The sequence below is a fragment of the Armatimonadota bacterium genome, assembly GCA_031081675.1.
Lineage (GTDB): Bacteria > Sysuimicrobiota > Sysuimicrobiia > Sysuimicrobiales > Kaftiobacteriaceae > Calidihabitans > Calidihabitans tengchongensis.
In genome coordinates, this window is record JAVHLZ010000012.1 from 10006 (window position 1) to 27603 (window position 17598).

Here is a 17598-nt window from a genome sequence, read left to right on the forward strand (position 1 = left end):
TTTGGAGGATGCGACCACCTCGAAGTACGGGGCCAGTTCCGCGAGCAGCTGGGGCCGGCTCGGCGGAGGGCCATCGAAGCCCAGCCAGTCGGCCATCTTCGAATACACCTGGCTCAGCTGGTTGGCCACCGTGCGCGGGCTGCGGCCCAGCCGGCGAGCGATCCCTGCGTTGTCCAGACCCTGACAGGCCAGGCGCGCCACCTCCCGCTCCGCCGGGGTGAGCCAGCGCTCCACGAACTCCCGCCGGCGCCGCATGCGCTCCCCCCGGACGATCTCCTCGTACCGACGGATGGCCTCCATGGGGTCGTCCAGCTCGGCCAGGACCGCCAGCATGAGGCCGGAGTCGGTCCAGCGCAGCACGGGCACGGGGACCAGGTACGCGGTCTCGCCCGGCTGGAGGTGCATGCGCCGCTCGGCCCCGGGCTGCCAGCCTTCGCTCAGCAGGTGCCAGGCGCGATCCTCCGGCCCGAACAGGAGCTGGGCCACTACCATGGCCGCCACCCCCATGACCTTCCGACCTCCGGCCAGGGACAGGTGGACCACCGGGTGGGCTCGTTTGCCGTCCCGCACCGCGCGGTACAAGGCGGCCAGCAGCCCGCGGACGTCCGCCTCGGAGCGGAAGTCCTCCAGAGGGCCGTCCGGACCCCGTACGGGTACCGCGCGCAGGTGCACACCAGGGTAAAGGCCTGAGGCGAACTCCTCCCGGATGGCCCGCAGGCCTGCCTGCACCGCCTTCGAGGCAGTGTGGACTACGATGACTTCACGGATGGAGCGGCGCTGCGCCAGAAGCAGATCAAGGGTGATGGTGACCACCTGGGGCTCGTGGCCTAGCGTGGCCACGAGCCCCTCCCCGCGGGACCCCATGCGGCCCCTCATGGCGGTCCTGGGCTGCGCGGCTGGCAGCACCCTGCCCCCCGGTGCGGGATCCTGCAAAAGGCTAGCAATGCTGTTCCGTATCTGCCCTGGTAGTTCCTGCCCTGGGATGGTGATTCGCTTTGCATGAACACCATCCGGAGAACGGTCGGGGGCCGCCAGCACGGCGCCCGTCCGTGCAGAACCACAAGCCAAGCTCGGAGATGTGCGTTTGTAGGCAACGCCACCCGCAGCGCCACCGGCTGTCACCGGATACGCGATCTCTGCGAGTTCTCGACCCGGACGGGAGACAGCGTTATCGGGGGAAGGCGAAGACTACGAGATCCTGCGTCTGAAGCGGGTTGGTGGGCCCTCGTGGACTCGAACCACGGACCTCACCCTTATCAGGGGTGCGCTCTCACCACCTGAGCTAAGGGCCCACGGTGGGAACCCAGTGCCAGTATAGGCGCGGGCGCCGGCGGGAGTCAAATGACGACTCCGCGGGCGGTGTGGGAGGAAACGGGTCCCCTCACCCTCACCCTCTCCCCAACGGGGAGAGGGAACGGGATAAGGGAGCGGGTTTATTCGTGGCTGCGGTGCGCGCCCCTCACCCTCGCCCTCTCCCCAACGGGGAGAGGGATCGAAGTCAAGGGGAAAGAGGGTGGGGAGTCTCCTCACCCTTACCCTCTCCCCACAGGGGAGAGGGACCGAAGTCGAGGGGAGAGGGATCGAAGTCAAGGGGAGAGGGGATCGAAATATAAGGATGAGAGGCCGGGCAAAGAGGGGATCGGTGAGGGTCAGCGCAGGCGGATCCGGACGAAGCGGCGGCGGCCGACCCGCAGGACCAGGCCGTCGCGCACCTCCACGTCGGCGTCGATATCGGAGATGCGGCTGCCGTCTATGCTGACCCCGCCCTGGGCGATCAGCCGCCGGGCCTCACTGCGCGAGGGGGCCAGCCCCGTGCGGACCAGCAGCCCCACCACCGGCAGCCGCCCCGCGCGCAGTTCCCCCCGTCCGATGGTCGCTTCGGGGACCTCGTCGGGGAGCTCCCTGTCCACGAAGATCCGCTCGAAGGCCCGCTCCGCCCGCTCGGCGGCCTCCTTTCCGTGCCAGACGGCCACGATCTCCCGCGCCAGGCGGGCCTTGGCGTCCCGGGGGTGCACGGTGCCGTCCTGCAGCCCCCGCTCCAGGGCCCGCACTTCCTCCAGGGGCACGTCGGTGCAGAACTCGAAGTAGTGGGCGATCAGTCCGTCGGGCAGGGACATCACCTTCCCGTACATCTCCTCGGGCGGGTCGGTGATCCCGATGGCATTGCCCAGCGACTTGCTCATCTTCTCCACGCCGTCCAGCCCCACCAGCAGGGGCGTCAGCACCACCACCTGGGGCTCCTGCCCGAACTCCCGCTGCAGCTCGCGGCCCATCAGGTTGTTGAACTTCTGGTCGGTGCCGCCCAGTTCCACGTCGGCCTGCAGCTGCACCGAATCCATGGCCTGGCACAGCGGGTACAGCAGTTCGTGCAGGAAGACGGGCACGCCCGCGCGCATCCGCGTGGCGAAGTCGTCCCGCTCCAGGATGCGGGCCACGGTGACCTTGCTGGCCAGGCGGATGACGTCCTCAAACCTCATCGGCGCCAGCCACTGGCTGTTGAACACCACCCGGGTGCGGGCGGGGTCCAGGATCCGGCTGTACTGGTCCCGGTAGGTGGCGGCGTTGCGCTCGATCTCCTCCCGGGTCAGCATCGGCCGGGTCTTCTTGCGTTCGCTGGGGTCGCCGATCATGCCGGTGAAGTCGCCCACCACCAGGATGGCCTCGTGGCCCAGGTCCTGAAACTGGCGCAGCTTGCGCAGGACCACCGCGATGCCCAGGTGAATGTCGGGCGCGCTGGGGTCGATACCCAGCTTCACCCGCAGGGGACGGCCCTGCCGCAGCTTGGCCAGCAGGTCCTCCTCGGTGATGATCTCCGCTGTGCCCCGGCGCAGCAGGGCCAGCTGCTCTTCCGGAGAGAGCGCGCCCATGGTCGCGACGATTATACCAGCGCCGGCCGGGCCAGGCGAGGCTGCCTCAGGCGGTGGCCAGCTCCACGACGGTGACGCCGTCGCCGCCCTCGCCCGGCCCGCCCGGGCGGAAGGCCCGCACGTGGGGGTGGTCGCGCAGGAACTGGTGCACTGCCCGCCGCAGCGCCCCGGTGCCCTTGCCGTGGATCACCGTCACCTGCGCCAGCCCCGCCAAAAACGCGTCGTCCAGGTACCGGTCCAGCACGGCTGTGGCCTCGTCGGCGGTCAGGCCCCGCAGGTTCACCGACAGCGGCACCGCGGCAGGTGCCTGGCGCAGCACCGGCTCCTCCCGCGCCGGGCCGGCCACCGCGGCCGGCGGGGGCGCCGCGCGGAGGGAGGCCAGGGGCGCGCGGACCCGCAGGGGGCCGGCCTGGACCTCCACCTCCCCACGCCCGTCGGGGCCGGCCACCACCGTGCCGATCCGCCCCAGGGGGACCACGTAGACGTCCTGGCCGGGATGCGCCTCCTGCAGCGGCTCGCCCGCGGGCTCGACCTCCGTGCGCGCCCGCAGGTCGTCGGCCAGCTGCCGCAGCCGGTCGCGGGCCTGCTGGACCGTGCGGGGGTCCGGACTCTCCCGGAGGGCGCGCACCAACGCGTCCACTTCGCTCCGGGCCGACCGCAGCAGGGCCTCCACCTCCTCGCGCGCCTTCCGCAGGGCCTGCGCCCGCTCGGCCCGCAGCCGCTCCAGCTCCTGGCGCGCCCGGGCCAGCACGGCCTCGGCCTCCTCCCGCCGGCGGGCCGCCTCGGCCCGGTCGTGTTCGGAGGCCCGTCGGTCGGCCTCAAGGTCGCTGAGGATCCTGTCCAGCACGCCGGCCTGGGGGCCCAGCAGCTCCCGGGCCCGCTCCACGATGTCTGCCGCCAGCCCCAGCCGCCGGGCGATGTCCAGGGCGTTGCTGCGCCCGGGCAGGCCGATCCGCAGCCGGTAGGTCGGGCGCAGGGTGACCGGGTCGAACTCCACCGAGGCGTTCTCGATCCCGGGATGCGTCCAGGCCAGCGCCTTGAGTTCGTTGTAGTGGGTGGTCACCACCGTGCGGGCGCCGCGGCCGTGCAGGTGCTCGATGACGGCCCGCGCCAGGGCCACGCCCTCGGTCGGGTCGGTCCCGGCGCCGATCTCGTCGAGCAGGACCAGCGCCGACACGCCGCCGGCGGCGGCGGCGCGGTCCACCTGGTGCAGGATCTGCACGATGGCGCCCATGTGGGAGGAGAAGGTGCTCAGCGACTGCTCGATGCTCTGCTCGTCGCCGATGTCGGCGAACACCTGCGCGAACACCGCCACCTCCGAGCCGGGCTCGGCGGGGATGAACAGCCCGGCCTGGGCCATCAGGGTCAGCAGGCCCACGGTCTTGAGGGTGACGGTCTTGCCGCCGGTATTGGGGCCGGTGATGACCAGGGTCGTAAACCGCTCGCCCAGCTCCACGTCGATGGGGACCACCTCGCCCGCCAGCAGCGGGTGGCGGGCGCGGCGCAGCCGCAGCACGCCGTCGGTGCGCACCGCCGGCGCCGCAGCGCCCTGGGTGGCCCCCAGGCGCGCCCGGGCCACCGCGCAGTCGAGGTGGCCCAGGATCTCGTAGGCGGCGGCGATGCCGTCGGCCTGCTGGCCCACCTGGGCCGACAGCTCGCGCAGCAGGCGCTGGACCTCCTGGCGCTCCTCGATCTCCAGCTCCCGCAGACGGTTGCCCAGGGGGACGACGACCAGAGGCTCCATGAAGGCGGTGGCGCCGCTGCTGGAGTGATCGTGGAGGATCCCGGGAAACTGCCCCTTGAACTCCGCCCGTACCGGCACCACGTAGCGGCCGGCGCGGGTGGTGATCACCGCATCCTGCAGCATCCGGCCGTACGGGCCTCGGATCACCGCCTCCAGGGTCTCCCGCAGGCGGCCGTGGACCGCCTGCTGCTCGCGGCGCAGGCGGGCCAGGTGCGGGCTGGCGGCGTCGGGGATGGTGCCGTCGGGGGCGACGGTGCGGCGGATCGCCGCCTCCAGCGCCTCGAACGCGCCCATCCGCGCCGCCTGCTCGGCCAGGGCGGGGGCGCGCGCCCGCCGGGCCAGCACGTAGCCCCGGCACTGGCGGATCGTGGCCAGGGTGTCGGCCAGCGCCAGCAGGTCGGAGGGGTCCAGCGCGGCCCCCAGGCGGGCCCGGTGGAGCATCTCCCGCACGTCGGCGGTGCCGCGCAAGGGAATCTCTCCCTCGGCGACCAGCGCCGCGGCTTCGGCGGTCTCGGCCAGGGCGGCGCGGACCCGCCCGGGATCCGGGGACGGGCGCAGGGCCTCCGCCAGCTCCCGGCCGCGGGCGGTCACCGTCAGCGCCGCCAGACGGGCGACGATGGCGGGGAACTCCAGCACCCGCAGGGTGCGGTCATCCACCGGCGGGTCCCTCCAGCCAGGCCAGCAGCGCGGGCGCCACATCGGTCAGGCTGCTGATGCGGGCGCCCACCTCGGACCGGCCCGCGCCGACCAGCAGCGTGGGCACGGGGTTGCGGGTGTGGGTGGGTGTGGTGGCGTCCTCGATGTTGCCGTGATCGCTGGTGAGCGCCACCAGGGTGGAGGCCAGGTCGGCGGCGTCCAGCACGCCGGCCAGCAGCTCGTCCAGCATCTCCACCGCCCGCCGCCGGTCGAGGGCGACCCGCCCGTGGGCAGCCAGGTCGGTCAGGAAAAACTCGAACACGGTCAGGTGATGGGACATGGCAAGCGCGGCCAGGTGGCGCCCGCACCGGCGGGGCGTGACCGCCGGCACGTCGTATCCCCACGCCCGCGGGCGGGCGTTGGTCAGGTCGTGAAAGACCGCGCGCCCGGCGCGCAGGTCCTCCACCCCGCGCAGGGTCACCCCGGCCGCCAGGGCGGCGTAGGTGATGGCCGCGTGGCGCAGCCGGCCGCCGGCGACGGCGGCGAAGTACTCGGGGGTGTAGGCGTTGGCCAGGGCTGCCTCCCGGCCGCCGGCCCGCACGCGGGCGAACAGGCTGGACGTCTCCAGCAGGCCCCGCAGGGCTGCGGTGGGATAGGCGGTGATGTGGCGGCCGGCCAGGCGGGCGGCGTTGACGCCGGTGAGGAGCGCGGTCTGCCCGGTGGCGCTCTGGGGCAGACCCTCCACCCCCAGGGTGGCGTCGGTGGGCACCAGCAGGACGCCGTCCCGTTCCAGCGGACCGGTGATCCCCGCCAGCGGCCGGCCCAGCAGGGCCCGCAGGCACGGGGTGCGGGCGGCGGCCACGGGGTTGGTCTGCGGATCGTCCGGGCCCAGCCCCAGGCCGTCCACGAACAGCAGCAGCGCGCGGCGGTTCACGGCCGGCTGACGCAGGGATGGCCCGGGATGTAGTAGCGCCACAGCCGGTCGGTGGCCACCCGGATCCCGATGCGGGGACTGCGGGCCACCGGCACCGGGCCGGTGCGGCCCCGGGCCACGTACAGGGGCGGGCGGGTGAGGTCGGCCCCGTTGTGGGCGGCGGTGATGCCCAGGGCCTGGGTGAGCCGTCCCGGCCCCGACGCCAGCAGGCGGACGTCGTCGGTGCCGCGGCGGCGGCGCATCAGCTCGATCCCCTCCACCGGCTCCAGGGCCCGCAGGAGGACCGCCCCGGCCCGTCCCGGAGGTTCGGTCACCACGTTCACGCAGTAGTGGTTCCCATAGGTGAAGTAGACGTAGGCCGTCCCCGGCCGCCCCCACATGATGGCGCTGCGGGGCGTGCGCCGGTACGCGTGGCTGGCCGGGTCGCGGGGCCCCCGGTAGGCCTCGACCTCCACGATGCGCCCGGCCACGACGCCCTCGGGCGTCTCGTGGACCAGCAGGTGACCCAGCAGGTCCCGGGCGACCTGCAGCGTGCTGCGGGCGAAGAACCGACGCGGAAGGGGGACATATCGGCGGGCCCGCGGGCGCGCGGGACGGCGGGGGCGCGGCGCGGTCACCCCTCGGGCGGGCGGTCGCGCGGGGAGACGTGACGGCGGCGCCGCAGACCTCCGGGCCAGGAGTTGCCTCATCGCCATCTCCCCTTGTTCCCGCCTCACCGTACCGACGCTCACCAGTCCAACGCTCAACGTGTCAACGCTCCACCGTTTCACCATCCGCAATTACCGCCGCAGCCAGTCGCGCAGCTCCGCCAGCGGGCGGGTGTTCAGGACGTGCTCTTTCTGGAGCCAGGCGCGGCGGGCGATGCCGATGCCGAACTGCATGTACCGCAGCTGGTAGCGGTTGTGGGCGTCGGTGCTGATCACCAGCATCACGCCCCGCTCGCGGGCCATCTTCGCGTGGGTGTCGTTGAGGTCCAGCCGCTCGGGGGAGGCGTTGATCTCGACGGCGGTGCCGGTGCGGCGGGCGGCGTCCAGGATCGCCTCCATATCCACCTCGTAGGGATCCCGCTGGCCCAGCAGCCGGCCCGTGGGGTGGCCCAGGATGTCGGTGTGAGGGTTCTCCAGGGCCCGGATGATCCGCTCGGTCATCTCCTGGCGGCCCATCTTCAGCCGCGAGTGTACCGAACACACCACCACATCCAGCTCCCGGAGGACGTCGTCGGGATAGTCCAGCCGCCCGTCGGGCAGGATGTCGCACTCGGTGCCCATGAGCACGGCGATCCCCACCTTGTCGGAGACCTGGCGGGCCACGCGGGCATGGGCCCGCAGCTCGTCCACGGGGACCCCGCCCACGAACTTCAGGGACTGGGAGTGGTCGGTGACGGCGATGTACTCATAGCCCAGCGCCCGGGCGGCCCGGGCCATCTCCTCCAGGGTATCCGCGCCGTCGCTCCACCGGGTGTGCATCTGCAGGTCCCCGCGGATGTCCGCCAGTTCCACCAGGCGGGGCAGCGCGCCCCGCTCGGCCAGCTCGATTTCTCCCTGGTCCTCCCGGATCTCGGGGGGGATCCAGGGCAGCCCCACGGCCGCGTACACCTCCTCCTCGGTGCGCCCGGCGATGCGCTGGTCCCCGGGCGTGCGGAACACCCCGTACTCGTTGATCTTCAGCCCCCGCCGCACCGCGCGCTCCCGCAGCTTCACGTTGTGGTCCTTGCTGCCGGTGAAGTACTGCAGCGCCGCCCCGAAGCACTCGGGCTCCACCACCCGCACGTCGGCCTGGATGCCCACGTCCAGGATCACGCTGCTGCGGGTGGGCCCGCGGGCCAGGACCTGGCGCACCCGGGGGAAGGTGGTGAAGACCTCCATCACCGGATCGGGCCGGGCGCTGGTGACCAGGATGTCGATGTCGCCGATGGTCTCCTTCATCCGGCGCAGGCTGCCGGCCAGGCTGATCTGGTCGACCCCCGGCGTGGCCCGCAGGGCCTCCAGCAGATCCTGAGCGTGCGGCAGGACCTGGCCGATGGGGAGGCGCTCCTTGGTCCGCCGCAGCAGCGCGATCCCCTTGAGAATGTTCTCCTCGGTCTTGGCGCCCATGCGCGGCAGGGTGCGGATGCGGCCTTCCCGGGCCGCCTGCTCCAGCTGATCAATGGTGGTGATGCCAAGCTTCTGATAGAGCAGCAGGGCGGTCTTGGGGCCCACCTCGGGGACGGACATCAGGGTGGTCAGTCCTGGAGGCAGCTGGGCTTTCAGCTCCTCGTAGTACTTGCAGGTGCCGGTCTCCAGGTACTCGCGGATCTTCTCGGCGATCCCCTTGCCGATGCCGGGGATCTCCTCCAGCTCGCCCCGGGCGGCGATGGCGGCCACGTCTTCGGTGAGGCCTTCCAGCGCCCGGGCGGCGCGGCGGTAGGCGGTGATGCGGAAGGGGGATTCGCCCTTGATCTCCAGCATGTCGGCGATGTCGTTGAACATCGCCGCGATTTCCCGGTTCTTCATGGCGGATCCGGACCTGCCCGGGGCCGGCCCGCGCGGGCCTCGGCCCCGATCCGGCGGTCCCGAGGGATGGTTTCGCAGCGCCGCGTGACCCCCCTCCGCCCCGACGTGACCCTCCCCGTGGGCGCGCGGATGCGGCAGGCTCCTAGAAGCGGGTCGGCTCGGCCCCAAAGGGCCGCAGGAACGGAGGCAGGACCTTCGCCAGGGCGCGGGCGCCGTCCCGGTGCACCCGGATCGCGTGCGGGGCCAGCACCGAGCGCGCCGCATCCCGGGAGACCGGATCGTGCAGCGGGGTGGCCAGCAGCCACCCGAGCACCGCCGCCGACAGCAGCGCCGCCGCCGCCGCGCCCACCACCAGGCCGGCCAGGCGGGATGACACCGACGCCGATCCCCGCTCCAGGACGGCGCTGGCCAGCGCGCCCACGAAGACGTACACGCCCACCAGCAGGACCGCGTAGGCCACCGCGCCCGCCCACGGCGCCGACAGCCGGACGGCGCGCAGGGCCAGGGCCAGCGACGGGTACCAGGCCGACGCCGCCAGGTATCCTCCGAAGACGCCCACCGCGCTCGCCAGGGCCACCCCCACGCCCCGGCGCAGGCCGCGCAGCGCCCCCAGCGCGAGGACGGCCACGATGGCCCAGTCCAGCCAGGTCACGGACCGATTATACTACCGGATCACGGCCCGCAGCCGCTGGGCCAGCGCCGCGGCGACGGCGGCCACCGCCGCATCCACGTCGTCGGCCGAGAGGGTGCGCTCCGGGGACCGGAAGGTAAGCGCATACGCCAGGCTGCGGTGGCCGGGCGGAACCGGAGGCCCGGTGTAGACGTCGAACAGATCCGCCGCTTCCAGGTACGGCCCGGCGGCGTCGGCGATGACCCGGCGCACGTCCGCCGCCGGGACGTCGGCGGCCACCACCACGGCCAGGTCGCGGCGCACCGCCGGAAACCGCGGGGGCGGGCTGAAGCGGGGGCTGAACACGGCCCGCGCGAGGATCGCCTCCAGGTCCAGGTGCGCCACGTAGACCGCGTCGGGCAGGTCGAAGGCCGCGGCCACCTCGGGGTGCAGTTCGCCCAGGCTGCCCGCCTCCTCCCCGTCCAGCACCAGCCGCGCCGCCCGGCCCGGGCGCAGCCAGGGCACCTCCGCCGCCGCGATCTCGGCGCCGGCGATGCGCAGTTCGTCCAGCAGCGCCTCGATGACGCCCTTGAGGTGGTAGTAGGACGCGCGGACCGCCTCCTCAGGGAGGTTCCACGCGCCGGCCATCAGCCGGCCGGTCATCACCACGCCCAGCCGGCGGCGCTCGGCGACGGCGTCCCCCGCGGGGTGGAAGGTGCGGCCGATCTCAAACAGGGGGACGTCGGTCACCCGCCGGCTGACGTTCGCCCGCGCGGCGTCCAGCAGGCCCACCAGAAGGGTCGTGCGGAGATGGGTGTGGTCGTCCACCAGGGGGTTGCGCAGGGCCACCATCTGCCGCCAGGGGTGCTCGGGGGGCAGCCGCAGGCGGTCCAGCGCCCGCGGGTGCGTCAGGGAGATGGTAAGGGCCTCGGTGAGGCCGCACCGGATCAGGATCTCCCGCACCGCCGCCTCCGCCCGCAGCACGGGAGCCCGGGATCCCGGGGACGTCACCTCCAGCGGCAGGGTCTCGGGGATGCGGTCGTAGCCGTGGTGGCGGGCCACCTCTTCGATGACGTCTTCGGCGCGCTCCACGTCCCGGCGGAACGACGGCACCTGCACCACCACCCGCTCGCCCGCCCGCCGGACGCCAAAGCCCAGGCGGGTGAGAATGGCCGCGCCCTCGTCGGGGTCGATCTCCACGCCCAGCAGCCGGCGGACCTGCCCCCAGGCCAGGTCGACCGTCCGCCCCGGCTGAGGGTGCGGATACAGGTCCAGGGGCCGGGGCAGGACCCGTCCCCCGGCGACCTCCTGCAGCAGGCGCTGGGCGCGGGCGGAAGCCGCGGCCACGGCGCCCACGTCCACCCCGCGCTCGAACCTGGCGCTGCTCTCGGTGCGCACGCCCAGCCGCTTGCTGGTCCGGCGGATCTGCGGCGGGTGCCAAGCGGCGGCTTCCAGGAGCACCCGGCGGGTGTCCGGCCGGATCTCGGTGTCGGCGCCGCCGATGACCCCGGCGATGCCCACCGCCCGCTCGGCGTCGGCGACCACCAGGACCTGGTCGTCGAGGGTGCGCTCGACCCCGTCCAGGGTCACCAGGCGCTCGCCGGGACGGGCCAGGCGGACCACCAGCCGGCCTCCGCGGATCCGGTCGTAGTCAAACGCGTGCATGGGCTGGCCGAGCTCCAGCATCACGTAGTTGGTGACGTCCACCACCGTGTTGATGCTGCGCACCCCGCACGCCTCCAGGCGCCGCGCCATCCATTCGGGCGACGGACCGACCCGCACGTCGGTGATCACCGCCGCCGTGAAACGCGGGCACAGCGCCGGTTCGCGCACCTCCACCTGCGCGAACGCGGACGTGGGCGGGCCCTCCCGCACCGGCTCCGCCGCGGGAACGCGCACCACCCCGCCGGTGGCGGCGGCCAGTTCCCGGGCCACCCCCAGGTGGCTCATCAGATCGCCCCGGTTGGCCGGGATCTCCAGGTCGAAGACGGCGTCGTCACCCGCCGCCTCCACCGCATCCACGCCGATGCCCAGCATGGGCAGCCGCTCGGCCATCTCGCCCACCGACCAGGGAATGTCCACCAGTTCCCGCAACCAGGACAGCAGGACTTTCACCCGCCACCTCCCCCTGCCGGGCGCGTCACCATCCGCTCCCCTTCAGAACTGCTCCAGCAGCCGCAGGTCATTCTCCCAGAACAGGCGGATGTCGGGGATGCCATACCGCACCATGGCCGGCCGGTCCACGCCCAGGCCGAAGGCCAGGGCCGTGTAGCGCGCGGGGTCGATGCCGGCCATCTCCAGCACCCGGGGGTGGAACATGCCGCACCCCCCCAGCTCCAGCCACCGGCCGCCGTACCACACGGCCACCTCGGCGCTGGGTTCGGTGAAGGGGAAGTAGCTGGGGACAAACCGGGTCACCGCGTCGGGGCCGAACATCTGGCGGGCGAAGGACGCCAGCACGCCTTTGAGGTCAGCCATGGTCACCCGCTCGCCCACCATGAAGCCATCCACCTGATGAAACAGGGGCATGTGGGTCGCGTCGGGAGCGTCCCGCCGGTAACAGCGCCCGAAGGTCAGCACCCGCATGGGCGGCCGGCGGACGGCCATGACCCGCACGTCCACCACGGTGGTGTGGGTGCGCAGCAGCAGGTCGTCGGTGATGTAGAACGAATCCTGGGCGTCCCGGGCGGGGTGGTCGCGGCCCATGTTCAGCCGCTCGAAGTTGAACTCGTCGGTTTCCACCTCGGTGCCGTCCACGATCTCAAAGCCCATGCCGTAGAAGATCTCCAGCATCTCCTCCAGGGTGCGGGTCAGGACGTGGCGCCGCCCCAGGCGCCAGCGTCGCCCCGGAAGGGTCACGTCCAGCGCCCCGACGGCCAGGCGCGTCCGGTCGGCCCGAGCGGCCAGTTCGGCCCGCCGGCGGGCGACGGCGTCCTCCAGGCGCCGGCGCAGGTCGTTCAGGCGCCGGCCCACCTCGGCCCGCCGATCCGGGGGCAGCTGGGGAAGGCGGTCAAAGGCGCGGGCCAGCAGTCCGCGGCGGCCCAGAAACCGGCGGCGGACATCGTCCACCTCCTCGGGCGTGCCGGCCGCCTCCAAGGCCGCCACAGCCTCCCGCTCCAGCCTGTCCAGGTCCTCGCCGACGGCCATGCCGCTCCTCCCTCTCCGGTGATCTCGCACAAACAGCGGCGCCGCCTTCCTCCCCAAGGGCGAAAGCGGCGCTTCCGCGGTACCACCTTGCTTCCGCACCGGCCGAGGCGCGCGTGTGCCCGGCCGGTCCGGCGCTTGACCCCTGTCGCGGGGGGATCCGGACCGCCTACCGGGCCTCGGGATCGCCCGAGGCCGTTCAGCGATCGGCTCGGGAGGGAACTTCCCCCGTCCGGCTCCCGGGAAGGCTGTCCAGCCCTCGGCCTTCCCTCTCTGGCGGGTCCGGACGGAGTACTCGCTCCGTCACAGCCGACGATTCAGTTCAGGGACACCGTGAGGATCACCACGCCACCCAGCGGCCGGCACCGCCGGTAAGCCAGGTACGCCCAGATGGAACCCGTGCACTCGAACAGCCGCCACAACATCTCCCGAGTCATCAGCTGCACGGTCCCTCCCTCCTTCACGGACCATCCGGCCCGCGTCGGGCGTGCGTCCTCCGTGTGCGCTGTTTGCACGAAGTATAGCACAAAGCAAGGGAAGAGGGGAAAGGGAAGAGGGAAGAAGGAACTGACGAAAAACTGTACCTCTCTGCCCTCTTTTCCCCCTCTTCCCTCAATCACGCCCTCTCTCCCCTCTTCCCTCTTCCCTCTTCCTTCTTCCCTCTCTCCCACCGCCTGGCCTCGTACAGCAGCAGGCCGGCGGCCAGGGCCACGTTGAGGGATTCGGCCCGGCCGTACAGGGGGATGCGCACGGTCGTCTCGGCCGCGTCGCGCCATGCCGGATCGGGCCCGCGCGCCTCGCTGCCCACCACCAGGGCCACCGGGCGGGAGTAGTCGGCCTCGGTGTACTCCACCTCCCCCCGCGGGTCGGCGACCAGCACGCGCACGCCGCGCCCGGCGAGGAGATCGCGCGCCTGCGCCGGGGGGACGGCCTTCACGGGCAGGTGGAACAGCGACCCCATCGAGGCCCGCACGACCTTGGGGTGGTGCGGGTCCACCCCGCCGGTGACCAGCACGCCGGTGGCCCCGGCGGCGTCCGCCGCCCGGATGATGGCCCCCAGGTTGCCGGGATCCTGCACCCCGTCTGCCACCGTCAGCAGCAGGTCGGGCGAGGCCAGCAACGCCTGCTCGTCCACGGTCGGCCGGTGGACGACCGCCACGAGCCCCTGGGGAGTCTCCACCTGGCTGCAGGCGGCGACCACGTGGGGGGCGGCCGGGACCAGCCGGGCGCCCTGCTGCCGCGCCCGCGCGAGCACCGCCGCCGCGCGGCCGGTGGCGGCGTCCGGATCGTAGACCAGGACCTCGATGGGAATCCCGGCGTCCAGGACCTCTTCCAGCAGGCGGATCCCTTCGACCAGCAGGCGCCCTTCCGCCTCCCGCGCCTCCCGCTCGGCCAGGGCGCGGATGCGGCGCACGAGGGGGTGGCGGGTGCTGGTCAGGACGGGCTTCACAAGGCAAAATCCGGCGTGGCGGGATCCGGGGGGACGCGCCGGACCGGAAACTACTGGATCACCGCTCCGGCGCGTCCACGCTGCCACGTGTCCGGCGGCGTGCGCCCGCCCAGGGCGCCGGCGTGTGCCCGCTCAGAGCGCCGACTCCAGGCGCGCCAGGGCCTGCTTTTCGCCGAACACCACCAGCACGTCGCCGGCCCGCAGCTGGGTCTCCCCGCCGGGCGCCACCAGGATCTGGCTGTCCCTCTTCAGCAGCAGGATGTTGACCCCGTACCGGGCCCGGAGGTCCAGGTCGCTCAGGGTCTTGCCCTCGAACCGCTGGCCCACGCTGACCTCCTCCACCAGCAGGTTGGGCGACAGCTCCAGCAGGTCCACCACGTGCCGGCTGGCCAGGCTGCGGGCCACCCGCACCGCCATGTCCCGCTCCGGCCGGATGACCTGGTCGGCGCCCACCTTCTCCAGCACCCGGGCCTGCAGCTCGTCCACCGCCTTGCTGACCACCTTGCGGCAGCCCATCTCCTTGAGGATCAGGGTGGTGAGGATGCTCTCCTGGATGCCGGCGCCGATGGCCACCACCACCGCGTCAAAGTTGGTGATGCCCACCGCCCGCAGGGCTTCCGGGTCGGTGGAGTCCAGCTGGACGGCGTGGGTGCAGCAGTCCTGCACCCGGCGCAGGGAGTCCTCGTCCTTGTCGATGGCCAGCACGTTGTGGCCCATCTCATACAGGGTGCGGACCACGTTGCTGCCGAACCGGCCGATGCCGATGACCGCAAAGTCCATCGCCCGTCGCCTCCCGACGGTCCACCCCGGTAGGATACCAGGACCCCTGCGCGCTCTCAATAACCGCGCCCGGCCGACGCCTCGGCCCCCGACCCGCCCACTCCACCCGCACCGGGAGGTGGGGCAGCCGCGCCCCGCCACCGGCTGGACCCACGCGACCCCCGGAGGCGGCCGCAGGGCGAGCCCGGGCCCTGACACCCGGACGGCGTGTCGGGGTGGGCTAGCCGATGTACACCCGCTCCTCGGGATAGCGGAAGTCGGCCGGCCGCTGGCGGCGGGTGAGCGCGAAGGCCACCGTCAGCAGCCCCACACGTCCGGTGAACACCGTCGCCATCACCAGAATGCGGCCCACGGGACTCAGGTGGGGCGTGAGGCCCGTGGACAGGCCGACGGTGCCGAAGGCGGAAGCGATTTCAAACAGCGCGGGAACGAACGCCACCCCTTCGGTGAGGGCCAGCAGGGTGCCCATGGTCAGGACGAAGGCGATCCCCAGGAGCGCGATGGTGACGGCCTTGTAGACGACCACCGGCGGCAGCCGCCGCCGGAACAGCTCGGGATCGGGCCGGCCGCGCAGCATGGACAGGATCACCGCCAGAGGCGCCACGAACGTCGTGGTCTTGATGCCGCCCCCGGTGCCGCCGGGGGAGGCGCCGATGAACATCAGGACCACCAGCAGGATCAGCGTCGGCTCCCGCATCCGGCCGATGTCCACGGTGTTGAAGCCGGCGGTGCGGGGCGTCACGCTCTGGAAGAAAGCCGCCAGCACTTTCCGCCCCCAGGAGAGCCCTCCCAGGGTGGCGGGGTTGGCGGACTCCAGGGCCAGGATCAGCGCCGTGCCCGCGGCGATCAGCACCGCGGTGGTGGTCAGCACCACCCGGGCGTGCAGGGTGTAGCGCCGGGGGCGGGGCAGGTCGGCCAGGACGGTGAACCCCAGCCCGCCGGCGACGATCAGCGCCGCCAGGGTCAGGTTCACCGGGACGTCGGCGGCGAACGCCGTCAGGCTCCGGAACCCGCCCATGAGGTCGAAGCCGGCGTTGTTGAACGCCGAGATGCTGTGGAAGACGCTGTAGTACAGGCCGCGGCCCCACCCGAAGCGCGGGACCCACCGGAGCGCCAGCACCACGGCGCCGGCCGCCTCGATGGCCAGGGTCGTCAGCACCACCATCCGGGTGAGGCGCACGACCCCGCCGATGGTGTAGAGGTTGTAGGCCTCCTGCAGGACCAGGCGCTCCCGCAGGCCGATGCGCCGTCCCACGGCCATCGCCAGCAGGGTGGCCACGGTCATGTACCCCAGGCCGCCCAGCTGGATCAGGGTGAGGATCACCACCTCCCCGAAGGTGGAGTAGTGATCGGCGGTGTCCACCACCACCAGCCCCGTCACGCAGGTGGCCGAGGTGGCGGTGAACAGGGCGGTCAGGAACGGGGTGCGGGTCCCGTCGGCGGACGCCGCCGGCAGGGACAGGGCGACAGCCCCCGCCACGATGACGGCCGCAAATCCGGCGATGATGGACTGGGCGGGGGTGAACTCCAGTCGGGCGAAGGCCGGCCGCGCGGGCACCACCCGGGCCATGGTCACGCGCCTCCAGTGGCCGGGCGGGCACCCGGCGCCGGAGGGCCTAGGACTTCAGCCCCTCTTTGGCCCGGGCCACCAGGTCGGCAAACGCGGCCCGGTCGGTGACGGCCAGGTCGGCCAGCACTTTCCGGTTGACGGCGATCCCCGACTGCCGCAGGCCGCGGATCAGCCGGCTGTAGGTGACGCCGTTGGCCCGGGCCGCGGCGTTGATGCGGGCGATCCACAGGCGCCGGAAGTCGCGCTTGCGCTTGCGGCGGTCCCGGTAGGCGGCCGCCAGGGCCCGGAGCACGTACTGGTTCGCCAGCTTGAACCAGCGGCTCTTGGCGCCGTAGTAGCCGCGGGCCAGCTTGAGAATCTTCTTGTGGCGGCGGCGTACCACCACGCCGCGCTTGACCCGTGCCATCGCCCGTCACCTCATGGTGCCCGGGGATCGGCGTGCGGGGTGCGGGGGCGAAGGCGCAGGCGCGCCCCGGCGCCCGCTCCCCGGACCGCGATCACCGGTCCCCGGTGTCGTGTCGCCTCACCGGTAGGGCAGCAGCCCCTCGATGGTCCGCCGGTCGTGGGGGTGCACCGGCACCCGGCGGCGCAGGGACCGCAGCCGCTTGGGGGACTTGTGCACTTTCAGGTGTCCCGCCATCTGGCGGCGCCGCAGAAGCTTGCCGCCGGCTGACACCTGGATGCGCTTGGCCGCGCCCTGATGGGTGCGGGCCTTGCCCATGCCGCGTCCCTCCCTAGCCCTTCTTGGGCGTCAGGATCATGATCATGTTGCGTCCTTCCAGCACCGGCGGGCGCTCGATGGTCCCCACGTCCGCGACCGCCTCGGCCAGCCGCAGCAGCAGCTGCTCGCCGGCCTTGGGGTAGGCCATCTCCCGCCCGCGGAACCAGACCGAGGCGCGCACCTTGTTGCCCGCCCGCAGGAACTCGTGCACGTGGCGCACCTTCACCTGAAAGTCGTGCTCGCCGATCTTGGGGCTCAGCCGCATCCCCTTGATCTCCCCCGCCCGACGGTGGCCGCCCCGGCTGCGCTTCTGCTGCTCGTACTTGTACCGGCCGTAGTCGATGATCCGGCACACCGGCGGCACCGAGGTGGGGGCGACCTCCACCAGGTCCAGATCGGCCTCCCGGGCGCGGGCCAGCGCCTCCTGGATGCTCATGATGCCCAGCTGCTCCCCGTTGGGTCCGATGACCCGGACCTCCCGGGCCCGGATCCGTTCGTTAACGCGTGGCTCGCGCTCGATGCTCGAGGGCCTCCCGTCTCATCCGCCCGTCCGCCGGCCGGCAGCAAAAACGGGAATGGCCGCCGCCATCCCCGCGTCGTCACGTCGTCGGTCTGTCGGTCCTGACCGGCGCGACCCCCGTCGGCCGGTG

General features: G+C 72.8%; 16 protein-coding genes and 1 tRNA gene. All 17 read right to left on the bottom strand.

The window, feature by feature from the left end:
* Window positions 1–840, bottom strand: an 840-nt coding sequence (locus RB150_06085; GenBank protein ID MDQ7820101.1) for a CRISPR-associated ring nuclease, incomplete at its 3' end; no start/stop codon positions are given.
* 375 nt (window positions 841–1215) lie between these two features.
* A tRNA-Ile gene (locus tag RB150_06090) sits at window positions 1216–1292 on the bottom strand.
* Between the two features lie 357 nt (window positions 1293–1649).
* Window positions 1650–2867 (bottom strand): tyrosine--tRNA ligase, encoded by a 1218-nt coding sequence (gene tyrS, locus RB150_06095; protein MDQ7820102.1) that lies wholly within the window; start codon window positions 2865–2867, stop codon window positions 1650–1652.
* A gap of 46 nt (window positions 2868–2913) precedes the next feature.
* Window positions 2914–5268 carry an endonuclease MutS2 gene (locus RB150_06100; GenBank protein MDQ7820103.1) on the bottom strand — a complete coding sequence of 785 codons (2355 nt, stop codon included), beginning with the start codon at window positions 5266–5268 and terminating at the stop codon, window positions 2914–2916.
* Window positions 5261–6181, bottom strand: coding sequence for a metalloenzyme (locus RB150_06105; GenBank protein ID MDQ7820104.1), 921 nt, complete (start codon window positions 6179–6181; stop codon window positions 5261–5263). Before RB150_06105 ends, RB150_06100 begins: the two co-directional genes overlap by 8 nt.
* Window positions 6178–6798: a DNA-3-methyladenine glycosylase gene (locus tag RB150_06110; protein ID MDQ7820105.1), complete on the bottom strand. Its 621-nt coding sequence runs from the start codon at window positions 6796–6798 to the stop codon at window positions 6178–6180. The genes RB150_06105 and RB150_06110 overlap by 4 nt, the downstream gene beginning before the upstream one ends.
* Before the next feature lie 162 nt (window positions 6799–6960).
* Window positions 6961–8673 (bottom strand): DNA polymerase/3'-5' exonuclease PolX, encoded by a 1713-nt coding sequence (polX, locus tag RB150_06115; protein ID MDQ7820106.1) that lies wholly within the window; start codon window positions 8671–8673, stop codon window positions 6961–6963.
* Window positions 8674–8815: 142 nt separating this feature from the next.
* Window positions 8816–9325, bottom strand: a complete 510-nt coding sequence (locus RB150_06120) for a CvpA family protein (protein ID MDQ7820107.1) — start codon at window positions 9323–9325, stop codon at window positions 8816–8818.
* 12 nt (window positions 9326–9337) lie between these two features.
* Window positions 9338–11398, bottom strand: a complete 2061-nt coding sequence (pheT, locus tag RB150_06125; protein MDQ7820108.1) for a phenylalanine--tRNA ligase subunit beta — start codon at window positions 11396–11398, stop codon at window positions 9338–9340.
* Between the two features lie 42 nt (window positions 11399–11440).
* Window positions 11441–12430 carry a phenylalanine--tRNA ligase subunit alpha gene (gene pheS, locus RB150_06130; protein ID MDQ7820109.1) on the bottom strand — a complete coding sequence of 330 codons (990 nt, stop codon included), beginning with the start codon at window positions 12428–12430 and terminating at the stop codon, window positions 11441–11443.
* Between the two features lie 314 nt (window positions 12431–12744).
* On the bottom strand, window positions 12745–12873 hold the full coding sequence (locus tag RB150_06135) for a hypothetical protein (GenBank protein ID MDQ7820110.1): 129 nt from the start codon (window positions 12871–12873) through the stop codon (window positions 12745–12747).
* A gap of 170 nt (window positions 12874–13043) precedes the next feature.
* Window positions 13044–13877 carry an RNA methyltransferase gene (locus RB150_06140; GenBank protein ID MDQ7820111.1) on the bottom strand — a complete coding sequence of 278 codons (834 nt, stop codon included), beginning with the start codon at window positions 13875–13877 and terminating at the stop codon, window positions 13044–13046.
* Between the two features lie 132 nt (window positions 13878–14009).
* The gene (locus RB150_06145) at window positions 14010–14855 is read right to left on the bottom strand and encodes a TrkA family potassium uptake protein (protein ID MDQ7820112.1); all 846 of its coding nucleotides are present in this window, start codon (window positions 14853–14855) and stop codon (window positions 14010–14012) included.
* A 22-nt stretch (window positions 14856–14877) separates the two neighbouring features.
* Window positions 14878–16227 (bottom strand): TrkH family potassium uptake protein, encoded by a 1350-nt coding sequence (locus tag RB150_06150; GenBank protein ID MDQ7820113.1) that lies wholly within the window; start codon window positions 16225–16227, stop codon window positions 14878–14880.
* 46 nt (window positions 16228–16273) lie between these two features.
* Complete coding sequence (gene rplT / locus RB150_06155) at window positions 16274–16633, bottom strand: 50S ribosomal protein L20 (GenBank protein ID MDQ7820114.1); 360 nt, start codon at window positions 16631–16633, stop codon at window positions 16274–16276.
* Window positions 16634–16750: 117 nt separating this feature from the next.
* Window positions 16751–16948: a 50S ribosomal protein L35 gene (gene rpmI, locus RB150_06160; GenBank protein ID MDQ7820115.1), complete on the bottom strand. Its 198-nt coding sequence runs from the start codon at window positions 16946–16948 to the stop codon at window positions 16751–16753.
* A 13-nt stretch (window positions 16949–16961) separates the two neighbouring features.
* Window positions 16962–17468, bottom strand: a complete 507-nt coding sequence (gene infC, locus RB150_06165; protein MDQ7820116.1) for a translation initiation factor IF-3 — start codon at window positions 17466–17468, stop codon at window positions 16962–16964.
* Between the last annotated feature and the right edge of the window lie 130 nt (window positions 17469–17598).

Bases quoted from the DNA above. Each gene is read 5' to 3' on its own strand.
- tyrS (MDQ7820102.1), bottom strand. From the start codon at position 2,867: ATGGGCGCGCTCTCTCCGGAAGAGCAGCTGGCCCTGCTGCGCCGGGGC.
- polX (MDQ7820106.1), bottom strand. From the start codon at position 8,673: ATGAAGAACCGGGAAATCGCGGCGATGTTCAACGACATCGCCGACATG.
- pheS (MDQ7820109.1), bottom strand. From the start codon at position 12,430: ATGGCCGTCGGCGAGGACCTGGACAGGCTGGAGCGGGAGGCTGTGGCG.
- RB150_06150 (MDQ7820113.1), bottom strand. From the start codon at position 16,227: ATGGCCCGGGTGGTGCCCGCGCGGCCGGCCTTCGCCCGACTGGAGTTC.
- rplT (MDQ7820114.1), bottom strand. From the start codon at position 16,633: ATGGCACGGGTCAAGCGCGGCGTGGTGGTACGCCGCCGCCACAAGAAG.
- rpmI (MDQ7820115.1), bottom strand. From the start codon at position 16,948: ATGGGCAAGGCCCGCACCCATCAGGGCGCGGCCAAGCGCATCCAGGTG.